Annotated in this window: 21 protein-coding genes; 11 read left to right on the forward strand and 10 right to left on the reverse strand. The window is 58.8% G+C overall.

What is annotated here, in order from left to right; translation table 11 throughout:
• Positions 1–6 precede the first annotated feature (6 nt).
• Positions 7–984, forward strand: a complete 978-nt coding sequence (locus tag AC1DK3_RS20560; RefSeq protein WP_477194098.1) for an NAD-dependent epimerase/dehydratase family protein — start codon at positions 7–9, stop codon at positions 982–984.
• A gap of 87 nt (positions 985–1,071) precedes the next feature.
• Here the strand turns inward: AC1DK3_RS20560 and AC1DK3_RS20565 are convergent, their stop codons facing one another.
• The 5 genes from AC1DK3_RS20565 to AC1DK3_RS20585 all read right to left on the reverse strand — a co-directional run bounded on the left by AC1DK3_RS20565 (position 1,072) and on the right by AC1DK3_RS20585 (position 6,539).
• Positions 1,072–2,349 (reverse strand): NAD(P)/FAD-dependent oxidoreductase, encoded by a 1,278-nt coding sequence (locus tag AC1DK3_RS20565; RefSeq protein WP_477194099.1) that lies wholly within the window; start codon positions 2,347–2,349, stop codon positions 1,072–1,074.
• 55 nt (positions 2,350–2,404) lie between these two features.
• Complete coding sequence (locus AC1DK3_RS20570) at positions 2,405–3,229, reverse strand: ABC transporter permease (RefSeq protein WP_477194100.1); 825 nt, start codon at positions 3,227–3,229, stop codon at positions 2,405–2,407.
• Entirely contained in the window at positions 3,226–4,128 is a 903-nt protein-coding gene (locus AC1DK3_RS20575) for an ABC transporter permease subunit (RefSeq protein ID WP_477194101.1), read from the reverse strand. Before AC1DK3_RS20575 ends, AC1DK3_RS20570 begins: the two co-directional genes overlap by 4 nt.
• A 7-nt stretch (positions 4,129–4,135) precedes the next feature.
• Positions 4,136–5,332 carry an ABC transporter ATP-binding protein gene (locus tag AC1DK3_RS20580; protein WP_477194102.1) on the reverse strand — a complete coding sequence of 399 codons (1,197 nt, stop codon included), beginning with the start codon at positions 5,330–5,332 and terminating at the stop codon, positions 4,136–4,138.
• 97 nt (positions 5,333–5,429) lie between these two features.
• Entirely contained in the window at positions 5,430–6,539 is a 1,110-nt protein-coding gene (locus AC1DK3_RS20585; protein ID WP_477194103.1) for a polyamine ABC transporter substrate-binding protein, read from the reverse strand.
• 485 nt (positions 6,540–7,024) lie between these two features.
• On the opposite strand from AC1DK3_RS20585, the gene AC1DK3_RS20590 reads away from it, so the two are divergent.
• The 5 genes from AC1DK3_RS20590 (at position 7,025) to AC1DK3_RS20610 (ending at position 15,280) form a co-directional block, all read left to right on the forward strand.
• Positions 7,025–8,425 (forward strand): glutamine synthetase family protein, encoded by a 1,401-nt coding sequence (locus AC1DK3_RS20590; protein ID WP_477194212.1) that lies wholly within the window; start codon positions 7,025–7,027, stop codon positions 8,423–8,425.
• Between the two features lie 322 nt (positions 8,426–8,747).
• Complete coding sequence (locus tag AC1DK3_RS20595) at positions 8,748–9,869, forward strand: response regulator (protein WP_477194104.1); 1,122 nt, start codon at positions 8,748–8,750, stop codon at positions 9,867–9,869.
• 138 nt (positions 9,870–10,007) lie between these two features.
• Positions 10,008–11,405 carry a class I SAM-dependent methyltransferase gene (locus AC1DK3_RS20600; RefSeq protein ID WP_339083729.1) on the forward strand — a complete coding sequence of 466 codons (1,398 nt, stop codon included), beginning with the start codon at positions 10,008–10,010 and terminating at the stop codon, positions 11,403–11,405.
• Between the two features lie 4 nt (positions 11,406–11,409).
• Positions 11,410–14,049, forward strand: a complete 2,640-nt coding sequence (locus tag AC1DK3_RS20605; protein WP_477194105.1) for an ATP-binding protein — start codon at positions 11,410–11,412, stop codon at positions 14,047–14,049.
• Positions 14,030–15,280 (forward strand): response regulator, encoded by a 1,251-nt coding sequence (locus tag AC1DK3_RS20610; RefSeq protein ID WP_477194106.1) that lies wholly within the window; start codon positions 14,030–14,032, stop codon positions 15,278–15,280. The genes AC1DK3_RS20605 and AC1DK3_RS20610 overlap by 20 nt, the downstream gene beginning before the upstream one ends.
• Before the next feature lie 235 nt (positions 15,281–15,515).
• Here the strand turns inward: AC1DK3_RS20610 and AC1DK3_RS20615 are convergent, their stop codons facing one another.
• Positions 15,516–15,653 carry a hypothetical protein gene (locus AC1DK3_RS20615; RefSeq protein WP_477194107.1) on the reverse strand — a complete coding sequence of 46 codons (138 nt, stop codon included), beginning with the start codon at positions 15,651–15,653 and terminating at the stop codon, positions 15,516–15,518.
• Positions 15,654–15,845: 192 nt separating this feature from the next.
• Between AC1DK3_RS20615 and AC1DK3_RS20620 the strand changes: the two genes are divergently transcribed.
• Both AC1DK3_RS20620 and AC1DK3_RS20625 read left to right on the forward strand, forming a co-directional pair.
• Positions 15,846–17,267, forward strand: coding sequence for a coniferyl aldehyde dehydrogenase (locus tag AC1DK3_RS20620; protein WP_477194108.1), 1,422 nt, complete (start codon positions 15,846–15,848; stop codon positions 17,265–17,267).
• A gap of 85 nt (positions 17,268–17,352) precedes the next feature.
• Positions 17,353–17,793 (forward strand): diacylglycerol kinase, encoded by a 441-nt coding sequence (locus AC1DK3_RS20625; protein ID WP_477194109.1) that lies wholly within the window; start codon positions 17,353–17,355, stop codon positions 17,791–17,793.
• Between the two features lie 97 nt (positions 17,794–17,890).
• Here the strand turns inward: AC1DK3_RS20625 and AC1DK3_RS20630 are convergent, their stop codons facing one another.
• The 3 genes from AC1DK3_RS20630 to AC1DK3_RS20640 form a co-directional block, all read right to left on the reverse strand.
• Positions 17,891–18,124, reverse strand: a complete 234-nt coding sequence (locus AC1DK3_RS20630; RefSeq protein ID WP_339083724.1) for a con-10 family general stress protein — start codon at positions 18,122–18,124, stop codon at positions 17,891–17,893.
• A gap of 314 nt (positions 18,125–18,438) precedes the next feature.
• On the reverse strand, positions 18,439–19,125 hold the full coding sequence (locus tag AC1DK3_RS20635; protein ID WP_477194110.1) for a DUF2076 domain-containing protein: 687 nt from the start codon (positions 19,123–19,125) through the stop codon (positions 18,439–18,441).
• Positions 19,126–19,793: 668 nt separating this feature from the next.
• Positions 19,794–22,331 carry a TonB-dependent receptor gene (locus AC1DK3_RS20640; protein WP_477194111.1) on the reverse strand — a complete coding sequence of 846 codons (2,538 nt, stop codon included), beginning with the start codon at positions 22,329–22,331 and terminating at the stop codon, positions 19,794–19,796.
• 570 nt (positions 22,332–22,901) lie between these two features.
• Between AC1DK3_RS20640 and AC1DK3_RS20645 the strand changes: the two genes are divergently transcribed.
• The 3 genes from AC1DK3_RS20645 to AC1DK3_RS20655 all read left to right on the forward strand — a co-directional run bounded on the left by AC1DK3_RS20645 (position 22,902) and on the right by AC1DK3_RS20655 (position 25,171).
• Complete coding sequence (locus AC1DK3_RS20645) at positions 22,902–23,864, forward strand: polysaccharide pyruvyl transferase family protein (RefSeq protein ID WP_477194112.1); 963 nt, start codon at positions 22,902–22,904, stop codon at positions 23,862–23,864.
• 181 nt (positions 23,865–24,045) lie between these two features.
• On the forward strand, positions 24,046–24,567 hold the full coding sequence (locus tag AC1DK3_RS20650) for an MOSC domain-containing protein (protein WP_477194113.1): 522 nt from the start codon (positions 24,046–24,048) through the stop codon (positions 24,565–24,567).
• 223 nt (positions 24,568–24,790) lie between these two features.
• Positions 24,791–25,171 (forward strand): hypothetical protein, encoded by a 381-nt coding sequence (locus AC1DK3_RS20655; RefSeq protein ID WP_477194114.1) that lies wholly within the window; start codon positions 24,791–24,793, stop codon positions 25,169–25,171.
• A 103-nt stretch (positions 25,172–25,274) separates the two neighbouring features.
• Here the strand turns inward: AC1DK3_RS20655 and AC1DK3_RS20660 are convergent, their stop codons facing one another.
• On the reverse strand, positions 25,275–25,580 hold the full coding sequence (locus AC1DK3_RS20660) for a hypothetical protein (RefSeq protein ID WP_477194115.1): 306 nt from the start codon (positions 25,578–25,580) through the stop codon (positions 25,275–25,277).
• Positions 25,581–26,052: the final 472 nt, after the last annotated feature.

Here is a 26,052-nt window from a genome sequence, read left to right on the forward strand (position 1 = left end):
GGTAGCATGAAAAAGGCATTCGTCACAGGGGGCTCCGGCTTTGTCGGTGGCGCATTGATTCGGCGGCTCGTGGCACAAAACGTTCGTGTCGTAGCGCTCGTCCGCAGCGAGGCTGCAGCGGCGGCAGTCAGGAACGAGGGGGCCGAGGCCTGTCGCGGTGACCTGCTGGACGAACGGGCCATTACCGAGGGCATGCGGGGCTGCGATACGGTGTTCCATGTTGCCGGGCATCTGAGCGAATGGGACCCTCCTGAAGTCTTTCACAAAGCCAACGTGATTGGCACCCGAACGATGCTCGCGGCGGCGAAGGCTGCAGGCGCGTCGACATTCATTGCTGCCGGAGCCTCTGCCGTTGTCATGGGCCGGCCCATGCCAATGAGGAACATATCGGAAGAGCTGCCGCTTCAGGCGCCTTCATGGGCCCCTTACATCGAAACGAAGGCGGAAGCTGAACGATTGGTGCGGCAAGCGAATACGCCCGAGCTGCGTACGGTCGTGATCCGGCCGCCCATGATCTGGGGCGCGGGAATGCCGATGCTCGAAGGGATGGTCGCTGCGGCCAAGGCCGGCCACTTCGCGTTGCCGGATGCTGGACGGCAAGTCATGTCCACCAGCCACGTCGACAACGTCGTAGAAGGCTTGATCTTGGCCGCCGAAAAAGGCCGGGGCGGCGAAGCTTATTTCGTGACGGACGGCGAAGACAACACGCTCAAAGACGCGCTGACCGATCTTTTGGGAACACGCGGGGTTCCGCCAATCAAACGTAGCACCTCGTTCGGTTTAGCCTGGTACATAGCCGCTGCCATGGAGGCCGTGTGGCGGACATTTCGTCTTGCCTCCAAACCACCCGTCACACGTCAGATCCTGCGCTTGATTGGCCAGGACTTCACCCTCAACATCTCCAAGGCACAGAGCGATCTCGGTTACGTACCGGTCATCACCTGGGATGACGGTATCTCGCGCATGCGCGGATCGCCCGGATAAGGCAAGCCGCATCATCCAAGGCGAAAACACCTGAGCGCGAATCTTCGTACTACTGGCGCAGCCTGGACTCTCTCGCCTTGATTTTTCCTAAACCAGATCGCGAATGCGGTAATAGAGCATGCCGAGCGCCAGCATGTAATTGCCCGCGACCTCGCTGAGCGGCAGCCTGACGTGCTTGATCCGATCGAACAGATCGAACTGCTCCGTCTGCCCGCAAATCGCGTCTGAAACGATTTCGGCCGCGATGTGCGTCGCGTTCACGCCAYGCCCCGAATACCCCTGCAGATAATAGAGGTTCGGCTCAAGGCGACCGATCGCTGGCACGCGATTGACGACGATGGCAATCGTTCCGCCCCATGCGAACTCGACCCGCACGTCTTTCAACTGCGGAAAAACCTCGACCATACGCGGACGCATGACGGCTGCGATATCCGGCGGATCGCGGTTGGTGTAGTTGCAGCGACCGCCGAACAGCATGCGCCGGTCGGCCGACATCCGGTAATAATCGAGCACGACGTTGCTGTCGGCGACGGCGAGGTTTTGCGGATCGACCGTCGCCATCTCGGCTCCGGTCAGCGGCTCGGTGGCAATGATGTAGCTGCCCGCCGGCAGCATCAGTCCTTTGAGTCCCCGCTGCCCGAAACGATTGAAAATCTCGCCGCCGATGACGACGGTCTGAGCTTCGACGCGGCCGCGCTCGGTCTGAACCCAGGGCTTCGCGCCGCCACCGAGGCTGATGACAGCGGAATTTTCGAAGATCTGCGCACCGAGCGCCGCGGCGGCGTTGGCTTCACCCCGGCAGAGATTGAGCGGATGCAGGTGGCCGCTGCGCCGGTCGATGTAGCCGCCGTAATATGACGTCGTCCCGAGCACGCTCGGCATCGCGTCGGCTTCGACGATCTCGAGCCCACCGCCGTCGCCATCTTTGATGCGATCCTCGACGTAGTCCCGCATGTGAGTCATATGCCGGGCACGCGCGGCGACTTCCATCCAACCGTACTTCAGATCGCAGGCGATGCCGTACTTCGCGATCCGGCCCTCGATGATCTCGTGACCGCGGTAACGAATGTCGCGAACGAGCTTCGCGCCCGCTTCGCCGAGTTGTTGCTTGATCGTCGCTTCGCCGCTGATGCCGCCGATCATCTGGCCGCCGTTGCGCCCCGATGCCCCCCAGCCGATGCGCTTGGCTTCGAGCAGCACCACGGACCGGCCGCGCTCGGCCATCGTCAGCGCCGTGGCGACGCCCGAGAAGCCGCCGCCGATAACGCACACATCCGCCTTGACCGTACCCTCGAGCGCCGGATAGCGCGTCTGGTCGTTTGCCGTCGCGGCATAGTATGAGCGTATGTAATCTTGATCGGTCACGATAGGCCGCTGCTTAGCGCGCCGGGCGGCGAAACACAAATCCCGCGTGACATCCTCAGCCCGCAGCTCCGAAGGCCTTGCGCCGCTCTCGTTCAGTCCGCTCGCTTTGACGCTTTGTGACGAAGGCTGCCGAAAGGACGCCGACTGTCACAATGCCGATCAGTATAGTCGAGATCGCGTTGATCTCAGGCGTCACGCCGAGGCGCACCTGACTGTAAATCTTCATCGGCAAGGTCGTCGCACCCGGACCCGTCGTGAAGCTCGCAATGACGAGATCGTCGAGAGAAAGCGTAAACGAGAGCAACCACGCCGAGATTACGGACGGCGCGATGATCGGCAACGTCACCTGGAAAAATGTGTTGAATGGCGTCGCGCCGAGATCCATTGCAGCCTCCTCGACCGACTTGTCGAAGTCCTGCAACCGCGCCTGCACGACAACCGCCGCAAAGCACATGGTAAACGTGATGTGCGCCAGCGTAATAGTCCAGAAGCCGCGATCGAAGCCCAGCGCCACGAAAACGAGAAGCAGCGACAGGCCCGTGATCACGTCCGGCATCACGAGCGGCGCGAAGATCATGCCCGAGAAAAGCGTGCGGCCGGGGAAACGCCCCATACGCACCAGTGTGATCGCGGCGAGCGTACCGAGCGCCGTCGCCACGGTGGCAGACACGAGCCCGACTCGTATCGTAACCCAGGCGGCATCCTTCAGCGCCTGATTTTCAAGAAGCGAGCCGTACCATTTCGTCGAAAAGCCGGCCCAGACGGTGACGAGCTTTGACTCGTTGAAGCTATAGATGACGAGCAGCAGGATCGGGATGTAGAGAAACGCAAAGCCGAGCGCGATCGACGTCGCATTGAACCAGGAAAATCGCCCCTTCATCGGCCCGCCTCCCGCACCTTCTCCTGTTGCCGCTGGAAGACCACGATCGGGATGATCAGGACGAGCAGCAGGATGACCGCCACCGCTGACGCAAGCGGCCAATCGCGATTATTGAAGAATTCGTTCCACAGCACCTTGCCGATCATCAACGTATCGGACCCGCCCAAGAGATCCGGGATCACGAACTCGCCGACGGCGGGAATGAACACGAGCAGACACCCCGCGAAGACACCGGGCAGCGACAATGGAAACGTGACCTGCCAGAAGGCCCGCCACGGTCGCGAACCGAGATCCTGGGCCGCTTCGAGCAATGCCGGATTGATTTTTTCGAGGCTCGCATACAGCGGCAGGATCATGAACGGCAGATACGAATAGACGATGCCGATGTAGACCGCCGTCGTCGTGTTCATGATCTGCAGCGGCTCGCTGATGATGCCGAGCTTCATCAGGAACATTGTGAGAAATCCTTCCGGCTTCAGGATCGCGATCCAGGCATAAATGCGGATCAGGAACGAGGTCCAGAACGGGAGGATGACGAGCATCATCAGCGTCGGCTGCCAGGATCGCGGCGCCCGCGCCATGCCATACGCCATCGGGTAAGCGACGAGCAGCGTCAGAACAGTCGAGATCCCCGCGATCTTCAGGCTCGACAGGTAGGCGTTGACGTAAAGGGGATCGCCGAAAATGAAGGCGTAATTCTCGAAGTCGAGCTGCGAGATGAACTTCCCGATGCCCTCCGACCAACTGAATGTCGGCGTGTAGGGCGGAATGGCCGTCGCGACGTCGGAGAGCGAGAGCTTGAAGACGATGAAGAACGGAATGAGGAAGAAGATCAGCAGCCACAAATATGGCGCCGCGATTACATACCAGCGTCCAAGGCCCTTAGCCTTTGCACTCATGTTCGCCTCAACCCGTCAGAACCACGCCCGCGTCGATAGGCCAGTCGAGCCAAACACCGTCTTCCCAGCTGATCGACCGCTCGACGGTATGCGCCGCGTTGGCACGCAATGCCGTAATGCGTTCCCCCGGAGCGGTGCGGACATGATAATGGGAAATTGATCCGAGATACCCGATGTCCTCGACTTTGCCGGGAATGGCGTTGACCGCGCTCGCTGGCTGCTCATGCGCAATGCGGATCTTCTCCGGTCTGAGCGCCAGCCACACCTGTTGACCGACCGCCACCGACTCTGAGCTGCGTGTTTTGAATTGATAGCCGTCCTTCGCATTGATCTCGATGCAACCGTCACCGATCGCAGAGACCGTTCCCTCGAAGATATTCACGTCCCCGATGAAGCCTGCGATGTAGCGGGTCTTCGGATTCTCGTAGATATCGCCGGGCGTCGCGACCTGAACGAGAACACCCTTCTCCATGACGGCAATCCGGCTCGCGACCGTCATCGCCTCTTCTTGATCGTGGGTCACGATGATGAAGGTCGTGCCAGTGGTTTCCTGAATGCGCATCAGCTCGAATTGGGCCTGCTGGCGCAGCTTCTTGTCGAGTGCGCCGAGCGGCTCGTCGAGCAGAACGATCCGGGGCTTCTTGGCAATCGCGCGCGCGAGGGCGACGCGTTGCTGCTGTCCGCCCGATAGCTGATTGGGTTTGCGTTTGGCGAACTGCCGAAGCTCCAGCATGTCCATGGCTTCTTCGACGCGTTCGGCAATCAGGTTTTTGGGCATGCCCTCCTGGCGGAGCCCGAAACCGATGTTGCCTTCGACCGTCATGTGCGGAAAAAGCGCGTATGACTGGAACATCATATTCACGGGGCGCTGATAGGGAGGCAGGTCCGTAATGTCTTGTCCGGCGACGATCGTCTTCCCTTGCGTCGGCCGCTCGAAACCGGCGAGCATTCTGAGAAGCGTACTCTTTCCGCAGCCCGACGGCCCGAGCAACGCGAAGAACTCTCTCTCATAAATGTCGAGCGTCACATCGTTGACGGCGACGAAATCATCGAACCGCTTCGTTATTCCCTCGAAGCGGACGATCGGCGGCAGGGCCGGGTTCTTCCACGGAGCAAATCCGGACTGGGGTGCGGCGGTGCGAGGTCCCGCACGCTGCGAAGAGGCAGTGTTCGCCTGTGAATCGCGTGCAGTAACGACAGTCATGATCAACTTCCCCAGAGCGTTCGCGTTTGCCAGTCCGACGCCGATGCCGAGTGTATAAGAAAAAACCGCGCCAGGTTTTTGCTGGCGCGGTTTTTGGTTATTGCCCTGTCGTGATCCGGGTCCACATTCGGGTTACGAGCCGTTGCGTTTTGTTGTCCCAAGCGGTCTTCACGTAGAGCTTCTTGAATGTCTCGGGGTCAGGATAGACCGCCGGGTTCTTCAGAACACTCTCTTCGATATCCTTCTGCGAGGCAAGGTTTCCGTTGGCGTATTGAATGAAGTTCGACGCCTTCGCCATCACTTCCGGACGGTTGAGATAGTTGAGGAAAATGTGAGCCTCCTCGACATCCTTGGCATCCGCGGGGATGGCCATCATGTCGAACCACATCTGCGTGCCTTCCTTCGGAATATGATACTTGACCACCTGGCCGTTCTTGGCGTCGGCCGCACGTGTGCCGGCCTGAAGGATATCGCCAGACCAGCCGAGCGCCATACAGATGTCGCCGTTTGCGAGCGCGTTGATGTATTCCGAGGAATGGAATTTCTTGATGAAAGGCCGGATCTTCATTATCAGATCCTCGGCCTTCTTGAGGTCCTCTTCCTTGGTGGTGTTGGGATCGATGCCCAGGTAGTTGAGCGCCACAGGAAGAATGTCTTCCGGTGAATCGAGCACGTAAATTCCGCAATCCTTGAACTTGGCGGCGATCTCGGGCTTGAAGATGATGTCCAGAGAATCGACCGGCGCATCCGGCATGCGTTCCTTGATCTTGGCTTCATTGTAGCCGACGCCGGTCGTGCCCCACATCCAGTTCATTGCGTACTGATTGTCCGGATCGTACTGGGCAACGCGGTTGTAGACCTCGGGCCACGCATTGGCGAAGTTTGGGATCTTGGACTTGTCAAGCTTCTGAAAGACGCCCGCCTTGATCTGACGCGAGAGGAACGATCCGGTCGGCACGACGACGTCGTATCCGCTGCCGCCCGCCAAGAGCTTCGTTTCCAAAACTTCGTTGCTATCGAAAACGTCGTAGACGACCTTGATGCCAGTCTCTTTCGTGAAGTCCGTCAGGATCTCAGGGTCGATATAGTCCGACCAGTTGTAGACCTTGACGACCCTGTCTGCTGCGTAAGCCCCCGCACCCACCAGGGTAACTGCGGCCGCAACTATGCCTGCGGCGCAACGCACCACTTTTCCTACAGTCAACATTGGAATTCCTCCAGAACCCGTCGTAACCAGGAACGCCCGAAAAAGGCGGTTCAGCCGCAAATCGCCGCTCTCATCGGCGTTTTGCTAAACTGCCACCATACTGCTCAATTAATCTGCGGAGCACAACGGACCAATGGAAGAAAGATTGAAGTAAGCGACGCCAGCATAAGCAGTAAAAGCAGCAAACTGAACTGCGCGTTCTTCGAGCATGTGCTGCCCAGTTGAACAGTGGTATGGTTTCGTTGAAACGGGGCAACCCGAGCTGCGCTGCACCGTGCTATTGAGGTTCTACCGCCGACCAGTTTAACTCTGCTGGCCTTCTGAACTCCAATCTCCGACACGCGTGACGAAGCCCGAAGCAATGCGGAGAGCTGAGCCGGTGGCTTGGCTCGAACGGCCTTCGGAGCCGTGAAGCATTCCACTAGACGCCACCGATCGAGACGCGCCACATGGAAACGAAGAAACCAAAATTCTCAGGTGCCCTTATGACTGCCCCACCCGCACGAATGCTGAACGAAGATAGTGACTTCGGCGCCGGCTCCACACCCGAAGCTCTTCGCGATTGGCTTCGCCAGCACCGCATCGAGGAAATTGACTGTGCCGTACCGGACATTGCAGGCGTTGCGCGCGGCAAGACAATGCCCGCCGAGAAGTTCGTGAAGCTCGATCCGGTGCACCTTCCTATTTCGATCTTCCATCAGACGATTACAGGCGACTACGTCGGCTTCGAAGAGGACGGTCAGGAACTCTACGCCGAAAGCGATCTGATGATGGTGCCGGATCTTTCGACCATCCGGCCGGCGCCTTGGGCATCAAGTCCAACGGCTCAGGTCATTCATGACGCCCAATGGCAGAACGGAGACCCTGTCGAGATCGCGCCCCGCAACGTTCTGAAACGCATCGTCGATCTCTACGCGAAGGAAGGCTGGGTGCCGGTCGTCGCGCCCGAACTCGAATTCTATCTGACGAAGACCAACCCCGATCCCGACTATCCGCTGGAGCCGCCAATGGGCCGCTCGGGCCGCCCAGGCGCCGGTCGCCAGGCCTATAGCCTCGGCGCCGTCGACGAATACGACAAGATCGTCGACGACATCTACGAGTTCGCCGAGCGGCAGTATCTGAAGATCGATACGATCATTCAGGAAGGCGGCGCAGCCCAGCTCGAGATCAACCTGCTGCACGGCGATCCGGTCGATCTCGCCGATCAGGTCTTCCTCTTCAAGCGGACCATTCGCGAAGCGGCATTCGCGCAGAATTGCTACGCGACGTTCATGGCCAAGCCCCTCGCCAACCAGCCGGGCAGCGCCATGCACGTCCATCAAAGCGTCGTCGATGCGAAGACGGGCAAGAACATCTTCACGCAGCCGAATGGCGAACCGAGCAAGCTGTTCTTCAATTTCCTCGCCGGTCAGCAGGCATACCTGCCGGCCGCGATGTGCCTCATCGCACCCTACGTCAATTCCTATCGCCGGCTCGTGCCGAATGGCGCCGCACCGATCAACGTCGAATGGGGATATGACAACCGCTCGGCCGGATTGCGGGTGCCGTTCTCGCCCCCCGCAGCGAGACGCGTCGAAAATCGCCTCGCCGGCGCCGATTCAAATCCCTATGTCGCGCTCGCAGCCAGCCTCGCTTGCGGCTATCTCGGAATGAAGAACGAGCTCGAGCCGCGGCAAGCTGTCGTCGGCAACGCCTATCGAAATGACCACCAGCTGCCGCGCGGCCTGCTTGAAGCGCTGACCGACTTCGAAGAGAACACCGCGCTCCACGACATCCTCGGCAAACGCTTTTGCCACGTGTACCTCGCATTGAAGCGCAGCGAGTTCGAGGAATTCATGCGCGTCATCAGCCCTTGGGAGCGCGAGCATCTTCTTCTGAGCGTTTGATCCGAGCCGGCCATCGGCTTCTCGGGATCGGAGATCGACAATCCCCGGCGAATTACCGCCGGGGCTTCTCCCAGGCCACGCCGCCGGAGCCAGATGCGTTGCGTGCGGACGATCCGCCCACGCCACACCCCGCAAGACCGGGATTATGTCTCTTTATACGTAGCTCGGTTAGGAAATTTTAATACTGCATTCAAACAAATCTTCAATTTTCCACCAATGCTCGACTGATTCCAAATACTGCTGAGCAAAAGTCATATGGCAGACAAGTACCTCGCATGCGCTTTCCAGCGCGTGACTCGAGCAGGGCACGGATTTTTTCTCAATGGCGTTAAAGGCTGAAATTTTGGCTCATAAAGCAAGCGAAACCATTCTGTTCGTCGATGACGAGCCGCTCTCGCTGAAATACTTCAAAAGCTCCGTAGGCAAATATGCCAACGTCGTAACGGCGAGCAGCCCCGAAGCGGCAATGAAAATCTTGGAGTCGGCAGGCAACGACATTTCGGTTGTCGTGAGCGACGAGCGCATGCCGCGTGAGAGCGGCGTCTCCTTCTTGAGTGAAGTCCGCAAATCATGGCCGTCCACCGTTCGCGTCCTGACGAGCGCCTACGCCAACATCGATAACCTGCAGCACGCGATCAATGACGCTGCGATCTATCGCTTCGTGCCGAAGCCCTGGAATATCGACGAATTATGCACGGCGATGCAGGATGCCCTCCACGTCGAGCGCTCGGCCGCCGCCATATCGGAACCCGTGCTCGGCCCGGCCACAGGGGGAGATGCCGAGAGCGCTAACATCGCGCTCCTCGCCGTTCTCGCGGCCGGCCTCGAAGCGCCGCTGAAATCCCTCGATACCGAAGCACTCCAAATGGCTCAGCTGAGCCGGCCGAGTTCTTTGGAAGCATCGCCTTCGGTTACTTCGTACCTTGGATCATGGGGGTCCCGGTTGAGGTTTGGAAAGATGAATGCATCCGCCATGCAGATCCGCCGGGACGTCGAGCATTGCAAGTCGTTGGCAAAGTCCATCGGCAACCTCGCTCGCAGCCTCTCGGACCCGGCAGCCGCGCCGTCCTCATCGATGGCCGACACCCTTTCCGAAGTTGTCGAACAGGCCGTGATCTGCCCTTCGGGAACAACCCTGGCCAACCTGGCAACGGGTCAGGACTTCACCTATCGCATCCCGCGCGAGATCATGAAGTTCGTGCTGACCCACCTGCTACGCGGCGCGATGAAGTCCAACACTTTCCCCCGAGTGGAATTGGTTTCCGGTACCGAACATAACGAGGTTCGAATCGTTTCGACCTCGGACCGCGAACCCACGACCTTGGAAAATAATCAGTGGCGAACGGTCCGGTGCGCCCTATGGGCATTTGGAGGCGAACTCCTGTCCGCAACTGACAATAGTTTGAGCACAACCACCCTCACCGTGTGCCTTCCGAAGGCATAAATCGCCAGGATGTATCTCCAAGGCATTGATAATTCAAAATCATCTAAACGCTTTCTAAATACCGCAGCGCCAAACTGAACCACTGTGATAACCTTTTATTATCCACAGTCGGCGTAGTTCAGTCATGGAGCTGTCCCCTTGCGCATCGAACGAGATATTGATCGCACGGTCTCATTCCGGAGCAGCCAGGGTACGGTTTTCCGCGGTACCCTGAGCAAGCTCTCAAGACGCAATATCGTCTTCGAGATCTACAATCCATTTTCGCCCGTCCAAATGAGCGAGGTCCTGAGCGATCTCAAGGTGAGGCGCGGCAAGAACCTCGTCTATCAAGGCGACGCGGTCGTAACCGGCATCGTCACAACAAGCATTTTGGTGGTCGTTTCCGCGACGCTGGTAAATCAGTGGTCGGCCGTTGATGCGATCATCTCGGACCCTGCCGGACTTGGATCCGAAGTCGGCCGTTTCGTCGATGAATGGGACCGGGCCAATAAGCTCCAGCCGAACTATCAGCTGAAAGTCGCCGACCTCCGATCGTTCCTGAGCGACTTGAGCTTTTGGCTGGATCAGGTCGACCTGGCAGTCGAAGGCGAGCCGGGCGCCAACCACACCGTCCTCGACACCGCCAGATTTGAAGAAATCAAAGCACCCGTGATGCCGCGTCTGACGCAGCTCTTCCTCGAACTTGAGGAAGCCTGCCGCCAGCTCGACGTCGATGAAGTCGAAAATCACAAGCAACTGGCCCAGCGCGACCTACTGCCGCTCATGATGGCCTCGCCCTTCTTCAATCGCGTCTATTCCAAGCCGCTCGGCTACGCGGGCGACTATGAGATGGTGAACATGATGTTCCGCAAGGAGCGCCGTGGAAAGACGACCTATGGCCAGATCATTAATGATTGGTTGCTGAACGGAGGACCGCCCGAGGCCCACCGTAACCGCATCTACATGCTCGGGAAAATGCTCGACAAAGCCGCGGAAGACGCGGCCGCCGCGGACAAGAAGGTCCGCATCCTGAATGTCGGCTGCGGCCCCGTGCAGGAACTCCAGCTCTTCCTCGCGAAGAACAAGGAAGCCCATCGCTTCTCCTTTGATCTTCTTGATTTTAATGCCGAGACCCTCGCCTACGCCAAACGCCAGATCGAAGTGGCGACCGCGGGCAGCGAAGAACCGCCCAATGTCACGTACATCCTGAAGACGGTGCAGGATCTCCTGCGTCAAGCCATTGAGCTGCCGGAGAATTCCAAGACCTACGACATCATCTATTGCGCCGGTCTCTTCGATTACCTGTCCGATCGCGTTTGCACCAAACTGGTACGGCTCTTCCACCAGTGGTGCGAGCCGGGCGGACGCGTGATTGTTACAAATGTCCACTCGTCAAACCCTGTGAAAGGTTTGATGGAGCATATTATGGAGTGGCATCTGGTGATGCGTGACGAGTCGGATATGGTCCGGCTCGCGCCTGATCTTGGGCCGCTAAAGATTTATACAGATGAGACGGGTATCAACGTCTTTCTGGAGATAGATAAACCCCCCGTTTGACTGCATGGATGACAAGAGCGACCTACGGCATGCCTTCGAGGCTGAGGAGCAAGAGCTTCGGCTAAGGCAGTCGAAAGTCGCTTGCATCCTCGGCATTGTGTTGATCCCGGCTGGGATCACGCTCGATAGCATCAGCTATTCTGGCCAGTTCAATACCTTGCTTGCGATCCGGCTCGTTGCGGCGGCCCTGATCGCGGTCATTTATGCTCTGCACTTCTGGGACAGGACGGCAGCTCACGTTCGCTATCTGACGATGGCGGGCCTGCTGATCGCCGTCGCCTCGATAGCGGTGATGATCGGCATCACCGACGGCGCAAATTCAACCTATTACAACGGCCTCTTCCTCATCCTCTTTGCGGTCGGTGTTCTGGCGCCGATGCAGCCCTTCGAAGCCGCACTTTTGTGCGCATCGACGCTCGGAATTTACATCATCGCGTGCTTGCAGGTGTCCTCCGGCGCCGACACGATGAAAACCTTGATGAACAATCTTTATTTCCTAGTGCTCACCTGCATCATTTCCGTCACCGCCGTTCATTTCAATTACCGCCGCCGCTTCAACGAATTCCGCTTGAAGTTCAAGCTCGCATCTCAGCACCAGGAGCTGTCGGCGCTCGACCGTCTGAAATCGCAGTTCTTTGCCAACGTCAGCCACGAGTTGAGAACGCCGCTCACGCTCATTCTGGCGCCGGTCGAACGGCTGAAAATCGACGTCGCGGGCTTGGGCCCGTCGGCCGAGCAGTTGCTGGATGTCATCGAGAACAATGCGCTTCGGCTGCTGCGACTTGTGAATGACATTCTGAGCCTGATCCGCCTCGAGGAAGGCCGCGCCACGCTATCGAAGAAGCCGGTCGATATGGCGCACTTCCTGAAGCACACGGCCGCTTCGATGAAGCATCTCGCGACACTGAAGGGCGTGAACCTCGAGCTCCAGGAACCGACCGGCGACCTGCTGATCGACGCCGATCCCGACGCCCTCGAGAAGATCGTCAGCAACGTCATCGCCAACGCGATCAAATTTACGCCGCCCGAAGGCCGCATCGATATTTCCGCCCATCGCGAAGAAGAGATGGTGACTGTCACGATCTCCGACACCGGTATCGGCATTCCGGCTGAACAGCTTCCGCATATTTTCGATCGCTTCTATCAGGTCGATGGCTCCGCGACCCGCCGCCATCAGGGCCTGGGTTTAGGCCTCGCCCTGGTCCGCGAATTGATGACGCGTCATGGCGGCACCGTCACCGCAACGAGCAATGCAGGCCACGGCACGACATTCGTTTTACGTTTTCCTCATGCCCTGCAGGTTACCCAATCAGACATGAGCAATTCCGAAGAAAAGCCGGACGGGCTTGCCGACGACCCATTGCGCACCTTCGATCGCAAAGCATCGGCCCGCGCCATCATGATCACCGATAACGCGGCCTCCGCGATCGGGCAGGTGGGCGACCCCCAAGCCAAGGACGAACGCGTCGATCTCCCGCTCCTCCTCGTTGTCGACGACGAGCCGGATATGCGCCGTTATCTGGCTTCGATGCTGCGCGAGAACTATCGCATCATCGAGGCGCCCGACGGCATCACCGCGCTCGAGAAAGCCAAGGAACAGAAGCCCGATCTGATTTTGCTCGACGTCATGTTGCCGGGCGTCACGGGGCTCGAGGTCTGTCGCTCGCTCAAGGAAAGAGCCGAGACGCGCGGCATCAAAATTATCATTCTGACGGCGCGAGCCGACGAAGAAGCCAAGATTACCGCGCTGAAGCATGGCGCCGACGACTTCCTTATAAAGCCGTTCAGCGGCCTGGAAGTCCGCTCGCGCATCGCCAATCTGATCAGGGCTTCAAAGCTCGAAACCGACCTTTACAGGACGAACGCGGAGCTGAAACAAAGCCTGCAGCAATTGCGGGAAACCGAGGCAGCCCTGGTGCAAAACGCGCGTCTCAGCGCCCTGGGGACGATGGCCGCCGGCCTGTTGCACGAAATCGGCAACCCGCTGAACTTCATGGGAACGGCGCTGCAATTGGCTGCCCGCGACCCAACCATTCAAGCCGATCCCGACACCGCGGATACGCTGAAGGACATCCACGCGGGCTATGATCGCATTCACCGCGTCGTAACCGATCTCAGAGGCTTCACCGCGCCGCATCGCCCCGAGCACCCGCGGCCGTTCCACATCGAATCGGCCATCGACCACTCGCTTCGCTTCACGGCGCATATCCAGAAGGGCATAACGATTACGAGGAATATCGCGACCGATGGGCTTGTCGTCGGCTCGCAGTCGACGATCGCTCAGGTTCTCGTCAACCTCATCGTCAACGCGGTCGCCGCGGTCCGCTCCGTCGAGGAAGAGCGCAAACCTGAAATTACGATTACGTCATTCGTTGAGGGTGACGAACTGATTGTCTCGGTAAAAGACAACGGCACCGGCATCGACCCTAAAATTCAAACCCAGATTTTCGACCCATTTTTCTCAACGAAGGACGTGGGTGAAGGCATGGGACTAGGCTTGGCGGTCAGCCATCGGATCATTGCGAACCATGGCGGTTCACTGAGTGTTAAGAGTAGTCTTGGAGAGTGGACCGAGTTCCGTTTCAACCTACCGATATCGTCGGACAAAGAGAACCAGGTCTTCCATGGAGTCGTTTCGCACTGATCAGCCGGTCGAGATCCTGATCGTCGACGACGAGCCGCAGGCCGTCAAATATTTCAAGAAGGCGTTCGGCACGCGATATGACGTGCTCACCGCAACGAGCGCGGACGAAGCTGAATCCCTCATTCTCTCCGGCAACCACAACATCGCGCTGGTGATTTCCGACCAGCGCATGCCCGGACGCAGCGGCGTCAGTCTCCTGAACCGCGTCCGCAACGAACGTCCCGACATCATCCGCATGTTGACGACCGCATACGCCGATCTCGATAGCGCAATCGACGCCGTCAACAAGGGCGAGATCCTCCGCTACATTTCGAAGCCGTGGGACCTCCGCGTGCTCGAAGCCGAAATCGAGCAGGCGATCACCTTCTATCTCCTGAAAAACGAATACGACATGCTCCTGCGCGACAAGCTCAGCGCGTTGCATCGCACCCTTTTGCGCGATCGCATGAACGACCTTGCGATGCTGTCGGGCCTGCTGCCCTACAACAACGCTCCGTTGACGATGTATCATTATTTGAAGGACGCGATCGCCGAAACGGCCTGGCGTCCGTCGGCTCAGAAAGCATGGTCGCAGCTCCGCATCAGAGACCACTGGCGCATTCCCGTTGAGGAAACGCAGCGCGCCATCGAACTTTCCGAAGTTCTGAAGACGCCGCCCCTGTTGGCGGATGCTCATCCGAGCGAAGTCGATCTCGTCGCCATGCTGACGGGCTGTGCCGACGAAATCAACCGCGAACTCGGCGGCCAACAAGTCGTGATCCATGCGGACCAGCCGCAACTCGCCGTTTCCGCCGATCCCGCCGCGATGCGCGAGATCATCACGCGTCTGATGGATCCTGTGAGCCAGTGGGCTGCAGCCGGCAGCGTGCTGCTCGTCAATGTCTCACGCGAAACGCTCGATGACGACACGCCAGGCGTTGCCATTCATTTCGAACTCCGCAATTGCGAGCCGCAGCGCTCGATGCAGGATAGCGTGTTGTTCACGCCGCCGCTGCACACCGCACCCAAGCGTGCGAGCGACTATCTGAAGGCCTCGCTCGCGATCGGCCACATCGGCGGCACGATCAGCTCGCCGCCCATGGAAAACGGCTACAAGCAAATCCACGTCGCGCTTCCGGCACGCGCCAAGGCGGCCACCAAGAAGATCAACGCGCTTCCCCAGCAATGGCTGCAGGATCTGAGCGACGAATACGAAAAGTGGGTGCTAGGCACTCTCGAAATGGCGGCTTGAGCGACTGACCCCTACGCGAAATAAATCGCGCGTAAGTGTCTGATCCCCGGCCAAAACGCCTTGAATTCGCCCGCCTGTTGGCCGCGCGTCAAAATGCCAACCATGACCGAGAACACCGCGACTAAGCTTCGCGAACCGGGGCTTGGGCGGTTCCCGTCGATCTCGGAACTGAACATTGAGTTCGCAGTGCGACGGTTCCCGCGCACGAAATTCAGACACACATTGGCCGCCGCAATCACTTGGTTGCGCGCAGATCCACGTCTTTCCGGTGCAAGCGCCGCAATGAGGTCTTCTTCAAGGCGAGGATAGCCCGTGCCACGAGATCGGCGGGCAACGCCGCTTCGTTGGAAAGCGGCATAGGGTGGATTGTCACCCCTTCCCGTCTCGAAGCACGTCTTGCGCGTTTTTCTAACCATACGCGCTTGAGATCGTCGTGATGGTATGGTCGTTCGGGGCTCCACGCACGGAAGGAACCAAAGTTGGTGGAATTGGCATGTGTTGACACGGAAAACTTCACGCGGCGTCACCGCGAATGTTTTCTGCGTCCACATCTGGAGGTTGCTGAATGACGGCCCACGTTTCGGTCAAGGAAGACGACTTCCTCCTGACAGGCTTCCTGAGCAGGCAGCGCGCCGCGTTCCTCAAGGATGGGCCGCCGTCGGCCGCGCAACGACGGGCGGATCTGCTCAAACTGAAGACGGCATTGCAGAAACGGCGAACGGCCTTCGAAGCGGCCGTCAGTAAGGACTTCGGCTACCGGTCTGCCTACGAAACGCGGATCATGGAAGTCACGCCGGTCATTCAGACGATCAATTACCTCCGCCGCAACCTGACGAAATGGATGCGTCCCGAGCGCCGCCGCGTGGCAATCCACTTCCTGCCCGGCCGAGCCCGCGTCGTCTATCAGCCGCTCGGCGTCGTCGGCATCATCTCACCTTGGAATTATCCGCTGTCGCTCGCCCTCACGCCGCTCGCCACGGCAATCGCGGCAGGCAATCGCGCCATCCTGAAGCCGTCCGAGTTGACGCCCACGACCAGCGAACTCCTCAAATCGATGTTGCGCGAGATTTTCCCCGAGGAGCAGGTCGCCGTCGTCACCGGCGGAACCGAGATCGGCGCCGCGTTCTCGCGCCTCCCGTTCGATCATCTCGTCTTCACCGGCAGCACCAATGTCGGTCGCTCGGTGATGAAGGAAGCGGCAGAAAATCTTGTCCCGGTCACACTCGAGCTTGGCGGCAAATCTCCAGCCTTGATCGGCCCCGATGCCGACATCGATGCCGCAGCCGTCAGCGTCGCCTACGGAAAGCTCGCGAATGCCGGGCAAACCTGCATCGCGCCCGACTACGTCCTGGTGCACGAAAAGGACGCGGCCGCCTTCGTGGCGTCATACGACGCGACCGCTCACAAATTCTATCCGCAAGGAGCAGCCGACCGCAATTACACCTCCATCGTCAACGCGAAGCATTACAGCCGCCTTCAGAAGCTGATCGACGATGCGAAGGAAAAAGGCGCCAAGGTTATCGAAGTCGCAAATGGCGGCACAGCCGATCCACGCAAGCTCGCACCCGTGATCCTGCTCAATGTCACCGACGACATGGCCATCATGCAGCAGGAAATCTTCGGTCCGGCTCTCCCGGTCATGACCTACCGCACCATTGACGAAGCAATCGGCTACATAAACCGCAAGCCTCGGCCGCTGGCGCTCTACTACTTCGGCGAGAACAGCGACGATCGCCAAAAGGTCCTGACGCGGACGACCTCCGGCAACGTCACGATCAACGATACCCTCATGCATTACGTTCAGGACGATCTGCCGTTCGGCGGCGTTGGAATGGCAGGCATGGGGGCCTATCACGGGATCGAGGGTTTCAAGTCGCTCAGCCATGCGAAAGGCATTTTCGAGCAGAGCAAGTGGAATCTCGCGCGGATCCTGCACCCGCCATTCAACAAAACGACCGATATGGTCATCCGATATTTTCAGCGGTGACTTTCCGCACCAAATCGCATGTATTCGGCCGCCGTCGATCACCACCGTCCAACGGCGAAACTAGAAAAGAAAAAAAGGAATTCGAATGCAGCAAACAGTGGTCAGGGTCATCTGCGCGATCGGACAGTCCGGTCAGCTTGGCCTCAATGGAGAGCTGCCGTGGGAAGGCAACCGGGACCCTGAATACGTGGCCGACGTCGCTCGATTTTTCGACATCACGCGAGGCCACGTTCTAATGGCCGGAGCCAAGACCATTGAAGCCGTCCCCGATTTCGCTCGCACGGATCGCACGCTCTTCGTTCTGCGGTCCCACATGGATCCCGAAGAGACGCTCAAACAATTTGCGGGCCGCGTCGTTTTCATCGGCGGCGGTCCGCCGGTGTGGGACGTCTATGCACGCTTCGTCAGCCACTGGGACGTAACGCGCCTGCCTTACGACGGCCCGGCGGACCGCTGGTTCAATCCCAAATGGTTGACGGCATCAGCCCGCGCCGAAGGCGATCGCCACCCCAATCCTTCGCTTTAATCCGGCCTTCCACTTAAAAAAAGCCAAAGGCCGGATGCGTAGAACGCGTCCGGCCTGAGAATGCTGCGTGAACTAAAGGCAGGTTGTTATTCTGTCGCTAGTGCTGTCCGCCTTTGCGACCGGCTTCGGCCGCTCGCCGTGGGTCATTCCGGAAGTTACCGCCACTCTCGTGGCCGCCTTTTCTTCCGGCCTGAGACGCAAGTTCATGATTCCGCGAAAAGCTGCGCTCATTGTCCGGAACGCTTGCGCCGCCCTTGCGGGCAATCTCACGCTGCTTATCGGCATCCATGGATGCAAAGCCGCGCTTTGATGTTCTGTCCTCTTGCGCCATTTGAAAATTACCTTCTTCAGTGAAAAATCTTCGCCTCGAAAAATTCGCCTCGAAAATCGAGACAATCCGAACTGCCCATAAATAGACGCCGGTCCGCGTGGGACCCGGTCGTCACAAGGCAACTGAAGGAACAACCTCACCTTCTGAGGTCGGTTCCGACAATTCTCGCCGCCGGTACATGACGTTTTGGAAAGAAATTTCACGAAGCGAAGCTTCGCGCGCAGGTCGAGCGGCGAGCCGCCCTAACCGTCCCTTCGCGAGCGTGCTGCAAGCGACCTCGGCCTGTGACCCAAGCCGAGGCGAGGATCGACCAATCAAACGTCGAAGTCGTCGCTGCCCCAATCGGAGTTGCCATCATCCTGGGCATCTTGCATCTCGTCTTGCGCAGCATCGTCAGCCGCCAAGTCTCGCTTCGCTTGATCGGCATCGTCGCGGGCGTCCTGCGCCTGGTCCTGAAGGTTATCGATCGTCTTTTGATCGGTCGCACTCGCGGCATCACCACCGGCTGCGGCATGGCCGCCACCAAAGAGGCTCCGAATTCCATCGGCGAGGAAGACACCACCGGCAACACCGGCCGCGGTCGTCAATGCCGAGGAAAGAAACCCTCCGCCCCCGCGAGCCTGCGCGGGAGAAGCCCATGGACTATTGGCCGACGGATCGGCGACTGGCGGCGCGACGGGATCCGGCGCCCGCTGCGGTGTAGACGAAGGCGCATATCGGCTTCCGCTCTGCGGCACCGACGAGCCACCGAGAAAACTTCCACCGCGTCCCGTGGACTGGGGCTCCCGCGCGGCAGCTTCCAACGCTCTCATGCGAGCTTCCGCGCGCTCGAGAGCCTGCTGCTGAACAATCACTGTCTGAGCGAGATAGTACGGCGCATCTGGAGAGCGCCTGATGAGATCCTGGATCAGCCATTCCGCTTCCTGATCCTTCTGGCCGCCATCAAAATTGCGGAGTCGCGCAAACAAATCTTCGATGAGCTGCTTCTCTTGCGCGTTCATGAGGCTAGCCTCCTTATGAGATTGGACGCCGGTGTCGACCGTTCAGAACCGCATGTAGGAACAGAACGGAAAAGTGACATGGGGCCCGAGATTAATTTTTCGCTGGAATTGCGTTCTGCCGCAGCAGCTTCCGCGACCCGCCAGGGGTCGTACGCCCGGTTCATGACCGGAGATCGACGCTTGTGAACGGCCGCGACAATGCCACCCGGAGGCGGCCTCCTGTATCGGCTATTCGCACTAGCTAAAAGCCCAGCGTGATGCCATGCAGCCAGCGTGATGCCATGCAGAAGGTGTCCAGGGCCTCGACATCGCCGTCGGACCGCCCCACGGCCCCGCATGGCCTATGCCGGACGGCGGCTTCATTCCAGAGCGAAAGTCATATATCTCTAGCCGCGCACATCTCCTGGGAGAACGGCCATGGATAAAGTCGCCCTAAGCGTCCTACTCGTGCTCAACGTCGTCGTCTTGGTGCTGGTCCACCAGTTGGCCAGCGGCCCCCTCTTCTAAGCTTCGAACTTCCCCTCTTTTGCTGACTGCCATTTGCGTGCCTGTCACACCGGACAGGGCGATCCGGCGTAGTCGCGTCCCGCATTTGAGAGAGGCGCCAAAAAACAAAAGCAGCCGTGAGGCTGCTTTTGCTTTTCGAGATGTTGCAGTCGGGAGAGTGTTTAGAATTTTACCTTTATGCCGCCGTACGCCGCGAACGGGATGGCCGGCACGACGGTCCGCGGGTTGTTCTCGTCGAACTCGATACCGGTAACGTCGTCGAGTTCGTTGGTCTCGTCCACGTTGAAGTAGGTCCCGTAGAGCGAGTAGCGCTTGTCCGTCAGGTTCTCGATCAATCCGTAAACCTGGATGTGATCTGTCACGTCGTAGGACGTGTGCAGGTTGACCTTGGCGTAACCCGCCAGCGGCCGCGAGAGGTTAGCCTGGTCCTCGAAGAAGAACTGCGAGCTTGCGGCGATCAGGTCAGCACCGAACTTCCACTTCGGCGTCATCCAGTAATCGAAACCTGTCTTGAACGTGTGGGCCGGAATGCCCGCAAGGCGATCGCCCTTGTGAATGGCAGTGCAGTTTCCGGTGTCCCCACCCTCCGGATCGTCAGGGCATGGGAAGACGCCGGGACCCTCAGGATGGTTGGGGGCCGGGAAGAATGGAATCCCGGATTGGAACGTGGCGTCGTTGTAGGTGTAGTTCGCGTAGGCAAAAAGGCGCTTCGAACGATAGGCAACGTTTGCCTCCACGCCTTGGCGCAAAGTCGTGCCGACGTTTTGGAAGTAACCGCGGCCTGTCGCAGTGGAGGCAGCGCTCATGATGTCGTCAGAGTTCTCAGTGCGGAACAGGCCGACGCCCCAATCCCACTGCGATCCGTTCCAGTTATTGACCGTACCCCGCAAACCGGTTTCCCACGTGCGAGACACGACCTGCTTCAACGGCGGATCGGATGTCAGGAAGCTCTCGATCAGGCACGGGTTCTCAGGATCGGAGCAAGCGATCTCCGCCGCCGTCGGCGCGCGGTTGGCTTCCGAATAACCGCCGTACCAATTCAAAGCCGGGTTGAACGTATAGGTCAGGCCGGCTGAGGGGTTGAAGCGGCTATACTTGTTGACGCCGTTGAGCTTGTTCAACTCGTCATTTTCGGGATCGCCGGCATTTTCAAGCTCGATGCGCGCGTAGTTGAAACGGCCGCCGACCGTCAACGCAAGCTTATCCGTGATGTTGAACGTATCGACGAAGAAAGCTCCGAAATAATCGTTCTTCGTCGATAGCGCACGCGGGAAGAGGTCATCGTTCGTCATGATGACGCCCTGACCGTCGACAACGAATTTGGGCTGCATGAAGCCGAGTTCGCTTTTCGCCGTATAGGCCACTCTGCCGCGATCGTAACTAGTGCCGATCACGAACTGGTTTTCGTGACCGAAGAGCCGGGCCTTCTCGGTGGCCTGAAGGCTGATACCCGCGCCGTCAGCATTTTGCGACGTCTGGTCGATCGAGGCGTAAGCGACGTCAGACCGGAACGGGATCGGATCCCCTGTGGCGGCATTAAACACCTCTTCCCCGTCTGAGCAGAGGTTTCCGCCGCAGTTACCCGGTTCTTCGAACAGGTTGCCGTCGAGGTGGCTCTGTTTGAAATGGCGATAGTACGTGGCGCCCGAGAAGGTGAGCGTGTCGGTCGCCTTGACCTTACCGTTCACCGAGTACATCTGCATCTCGTTGTCGGTCGTTTGCGGCGACGTGAACGTCAAATTCCTGCCCATTTCGAGCAGCTGCTCAGGCGCCGCGGCCGTCACGCCGACGTGGTTGTCCGCGCCGGTGAAATTGAAGTGAAACTCCGCGCCGTCGCCTTTGACGCCGAGGTCGAAGTAACCTCTGCGGACCTCAGCGTCCGAGAAGTCGCGGAACCCATCGTCGTTGATCGCCTCGAATGCCCCGTAGACACCCCAGTTGCCTTTGTTCAACCCGGCTTCGGTCGATACCTGCTTACGGCCGAACGAACCGAAGCGCGTGTCGATTTCCGCGCCCTGGTAGTTGAAGCCGTCCTTCATATCGATGACCAGAGAACCACCGAGCGCATTGAGACCGAACACGGGGTTGCCGGTCACCAGTGCTACGTTGTTGATCGCATTCGACGGCAGGAAGTCCCAGTTGACGGTATCACCGAAGGCTTCGTTGATCCGAACGCCGTTCTGATAGACCGCGAGCCCCTGCGGGACGCCGTTCACCGGCGAAGCCTCGAAACCACGGAATTGAATGTTGGTCTGGAACTGGTTGCCTTGCAGGTCGCCGAGGATCACGCCGGGGATCTGGCTCTGAAGGGCTTCCTGAATGATAACCGTTCCGTCTCTCTTGATATCGGCGGAATTGACCTGGAAGACGCTGCCGGGAACCTTGTTGACCGGAATTTCACTGCCGCCCATCGGCGACATCTTCACGGAACTTGCTTCGGTCGCTTCAGCGAAATCTTCTGAGCTCACCGGCGTTGCAACGACGGGCGCTGCAGCCGCAGGTTTCTTTGCCTGCTTGACGGGCTTCGGCTTGGGCTTCTGCTGTTCTTGAATGACCTGGACTTCGGGAAGCTTCTCAGCAGCTGCCGGCGGAGCAGTCGCCGATCCCGCATTCCCCGCGTCCTGTGCGATGGCGAAACTCCCGCCGCCGCCAATCAAAAGTGCCACGGCCGCAGCCGAAGCTAACAATTCCCGAGTCATTTCCCCAAACTTCCCATTTTCTTGGCGCTGCGTCGAAATACCTGCCAAAGCATTAAGCCGCCGCGCAACTCCCCCATGGTCGACTCTGACCATTATGCCCGGACCAGGGAAAAGGTTTTTATCAGGGTGGGTCAATCCATGGATCGGCCGGAGTTTTTCCCGGGAATGCCTCTTCCGGAGTCCCCGTGGTATTGTTGCAACGAAATATCCACAATCGGGAAAAAGTCCCTGTCGAACCGGGAATTATCGTAGCAGCTGCACCTCGAATCCCGCGCCCCGCTGCGGATGAGTGGCAGATCAAATGCGCCGCGATCCCCGTCTTCCTGATGTGACCCGAGATCATCGCAAGCGGTGTAGCGATCTCAATTGCTGACCGCCGATTCCGGCGACGGAAGCGCCAGTAGCCCCACCTTCAAGGACGAAAGGACTTGAGCTTCGGAGTCGATCGCAATTTTCCACACCTTCCCCATGCGCACCCCTCGCGGATGATGGAGAAGAAGCGGATAAAAGCTCAGCTCTATTCCAGCTCTGCCGCAAATTTTCCGCGCATCGCATCCGCATGTGAGACCTATGACAGACGTGATGGTCTCGCTTCGAGACGACATGGAGCGTTTTCTGGAGGAGTTCAGCGGCAAAAAAGTGCTTCTGATTCCGAACGAGGGCAACGGCGGCGACTGCCTGATCCTGGCATCGACGCTCGCCGCAATGTCCAAAGCATCGATCGACGTGCAAGTCGTCGACGATCGTGCGGATTTCAAAAATCAAACGGTATTCCTGGGCGGCGGAGGAAACCTCGTCGGCATCTATGGAGGCACGCGTCGGTCGATCAAAGCGTGCCGCCACGAAGCCGCCCGCATCGTCCTTCTCCCGCATACCGTCAGAGCCAATGAAAAATTGATCAAGACCCTCGACGGCCGCACGACGATTTGGTGCCGTGACAAGAGATCGTTCGAACATGTCGGCCGCACCAATCCGAAGATTGATTGCCGGCTGACGCATGACATGGCGTTTCACTGCGATGTTGAAGACTTTTTGAGCGATCCAGAATGTAACGCTTTGGGATCGCCGCTTCTGGAAGCTAGCCTGAGACGCGCCGGCGTCGGCCTGGATCAACTGTCCCGATTGCCGCTTGTTCGATTTATGCGCACCGACAAGGAATCCGCAACGTCGAGAATGGAGAGCGACCTCGATGTATCGAAAGTGTTCACGGGTGTCGCCGACGTCGAGACTTCAAGGCTTCGCGCCTGGTGCTTTTTGAAAACGATCTCGGTCGCAAGGCAAGTCACGACAGACCGGCTGCATGTGGCGATCGCTTGCGCTCTGCTCGGCAAGGAGTGCGAGCTTGTCGACAATTCCTACAGCAAGAACAGAGAAATTTACGCGTTCAGCCTAGAGCGCTTTCCATCGATTTCTTTTTGGAAAACCGCCGGTCCGAAAATAGCTGATCGACCGTCTGGTAAAAAGCCGCTGCTCGCAAGGTTGGTCAAATACCACCGCCGGCTAACGCGCTATCGTGCTTTGGCTGACGCTTAGAGCGCTCCAGCATGAGACGCCCGCGACCGCAGCCTTCCGGATTCGGGCGCACCCATTGAGCGCTGAGGAAGCCAGTGCTCACCACGTTTCGACTTGCATCTCTCATGTCCACGAACAAATATCGACCAAATCTCGCGCACAGAGCCTACTTGATCCTTCGTTCGAGCACTGCGGCCACCCAATGACCGAACCGGCATCTTCGCCACCACCTCAGTCCATGTTGGCAAAGTTGCTGGCCGGACCGGTAGGCCCGGGCGAACTCGTGTGGATAGGACTTCGCCCATCACGCAACGCGCCCATGATCCTGCCGACGACGGCGAACTTGATTTCGCAACGGGGCATCGAGGGCGACCGTTACCGCACGGAACGTAACGGACCGCGTCAGGTCACGCTCATCGCCGCGGAAGATATTGCAGCGATCGCGTCGTTCCTCGGCAAGGAGGCTGTCGTTCCAGAACTGCTGCGCCGAAACCTTGTTACCCGCAGCATCAACCTGATCGCCCTCAAAGGTTGTAGCTTCCGCATTGGATCGACGACGCTGGAGACAACCGGCGAGTGCGCACCCTGCAGTCAAATGGAAGCGAACCTCGGGCCGGGTGGTTACAATGCCGTCTGCGGTCGCGGCGGCCTGACTGCAAGGATCATCGAGGGCGGTAAGATCCGGATCGGCGACAGCATCGAGCGGCTCGATCGCATCTCTTGAGCGTCGAGCGCCGCGCCGCCGGATCATTCAAATTTTATTCTAGATTTCGAGCGGCTTTAAAGCTCCGAACGAGCAAGTAGGCGAGGCGCGTTAGCCATCGTTCCGCTTTCTCCGGGCCAATGCCCCGGCCATCGCAAACCCAATGTAATATTTTACACAGGCTTAAGGGCTCGGCTGATGTTGTGAACATCGTTACGTCATTATCACTTTCGGAAAATGCCAAGTGCCTGTGCCTCTCCCCTCAGCGAATTTACTATTCCGCAAATCCACATCTTCTCCGGCGACTTCTCCGGCGACCGCCGCAAGTCTTCTTGGCATCGGCATCCTCGTCGCGGGTCTCGTCAGCTTGTTCCTGCCGTCGCAGGATGACAGGATGGTCAGGACGGCGAAGACCCAAGTCCTCAATCAGCTCGCCTATCCCTCAGGCGCTGTCTTTGCTCAAGTCCGCGTGGCCGAGGAGCGCGTTCGCTCATGGACGTCGAACGTCGTCCAAGGCTGCGTAAAAGAGCGCAACCCCACCAGCGATTACCCCATGTGGCGGGGGTTTTCCGTTGAAGGCGACGAGGTGAGCTTTCGCTCGCTTTACTGCCCGTTCCTGCCCTGATCCGTCGCCCGCGCCAACGCGAACCGTTACAGTTAAAAAAAGCGGCAGGAGCGCTTGCGCGTCCCTGCCGCTCCATCAGGCCAATTGGCCTCCCGCAAAACTTTTATCGCCACCGGCTATCGCCGCGCCAATCCCGCCTGTCATTCGAGCCGTAACGGTCGCGATCCTGCTCGGACCGGTGATCGCCACGCCAGTGTCGGCGCCAGCCTTCGTTGCCGTAGCCCCACCGACGCTCGTGACGCCACCACGGACGGCGGCCTTCGTAATACCCGCCATCATGAACCTGTTGGACGGATGAGCCGTTGCGATAGGTCTTGTTGCCCACTGCGAAGTCCGCCTTCGCCTCGGCCATGCCTCCGAACGTCATCAGGGCAACCGCGACCGGCAAAAGTGCAAGAGTGCGTTTCATGACTTTGTCTCCCTCAAGCGCGCTCAATGCCGCTTGATTGGAGGCCATTCAACACGAGCGTCCCGGAACCGATGCTGAACGAACGGTTCAACCGCCGTTAGGAACCACGCCGCAAACTCGCCATCATCGGTGCTGAGAGCGCACGCCCGGCCGCGTCGCATGCAATGAATTGGAACGTGCAAGAGCAGGCTAAGAAGCAGGGCCGAAGAACGCCACCGTAGGCCGCCTCCAACCACGTATTTCAGAAATTCATATGAGCTTAGACGCATTCGTGCGGTTTCAACGCACGAACGAACTCCGAGCCGAGCCTGACCTTCGGCGCGCCGCAGCGTGTACGGAAGACAATGCTGCATGCATCGATCTAAGCTTAGAAATTCTATTCAGTTCTCACATTCGTTTCTCGTGAGTAAATCAACTTCTGTTTTTGAACGCAGCGGTGTGGAAGTTGACAGATGATCTAAATCGGCCGCCG

Source organism: Hyphomicrobium sp. 01T421 (assembly GCF_056398805.1).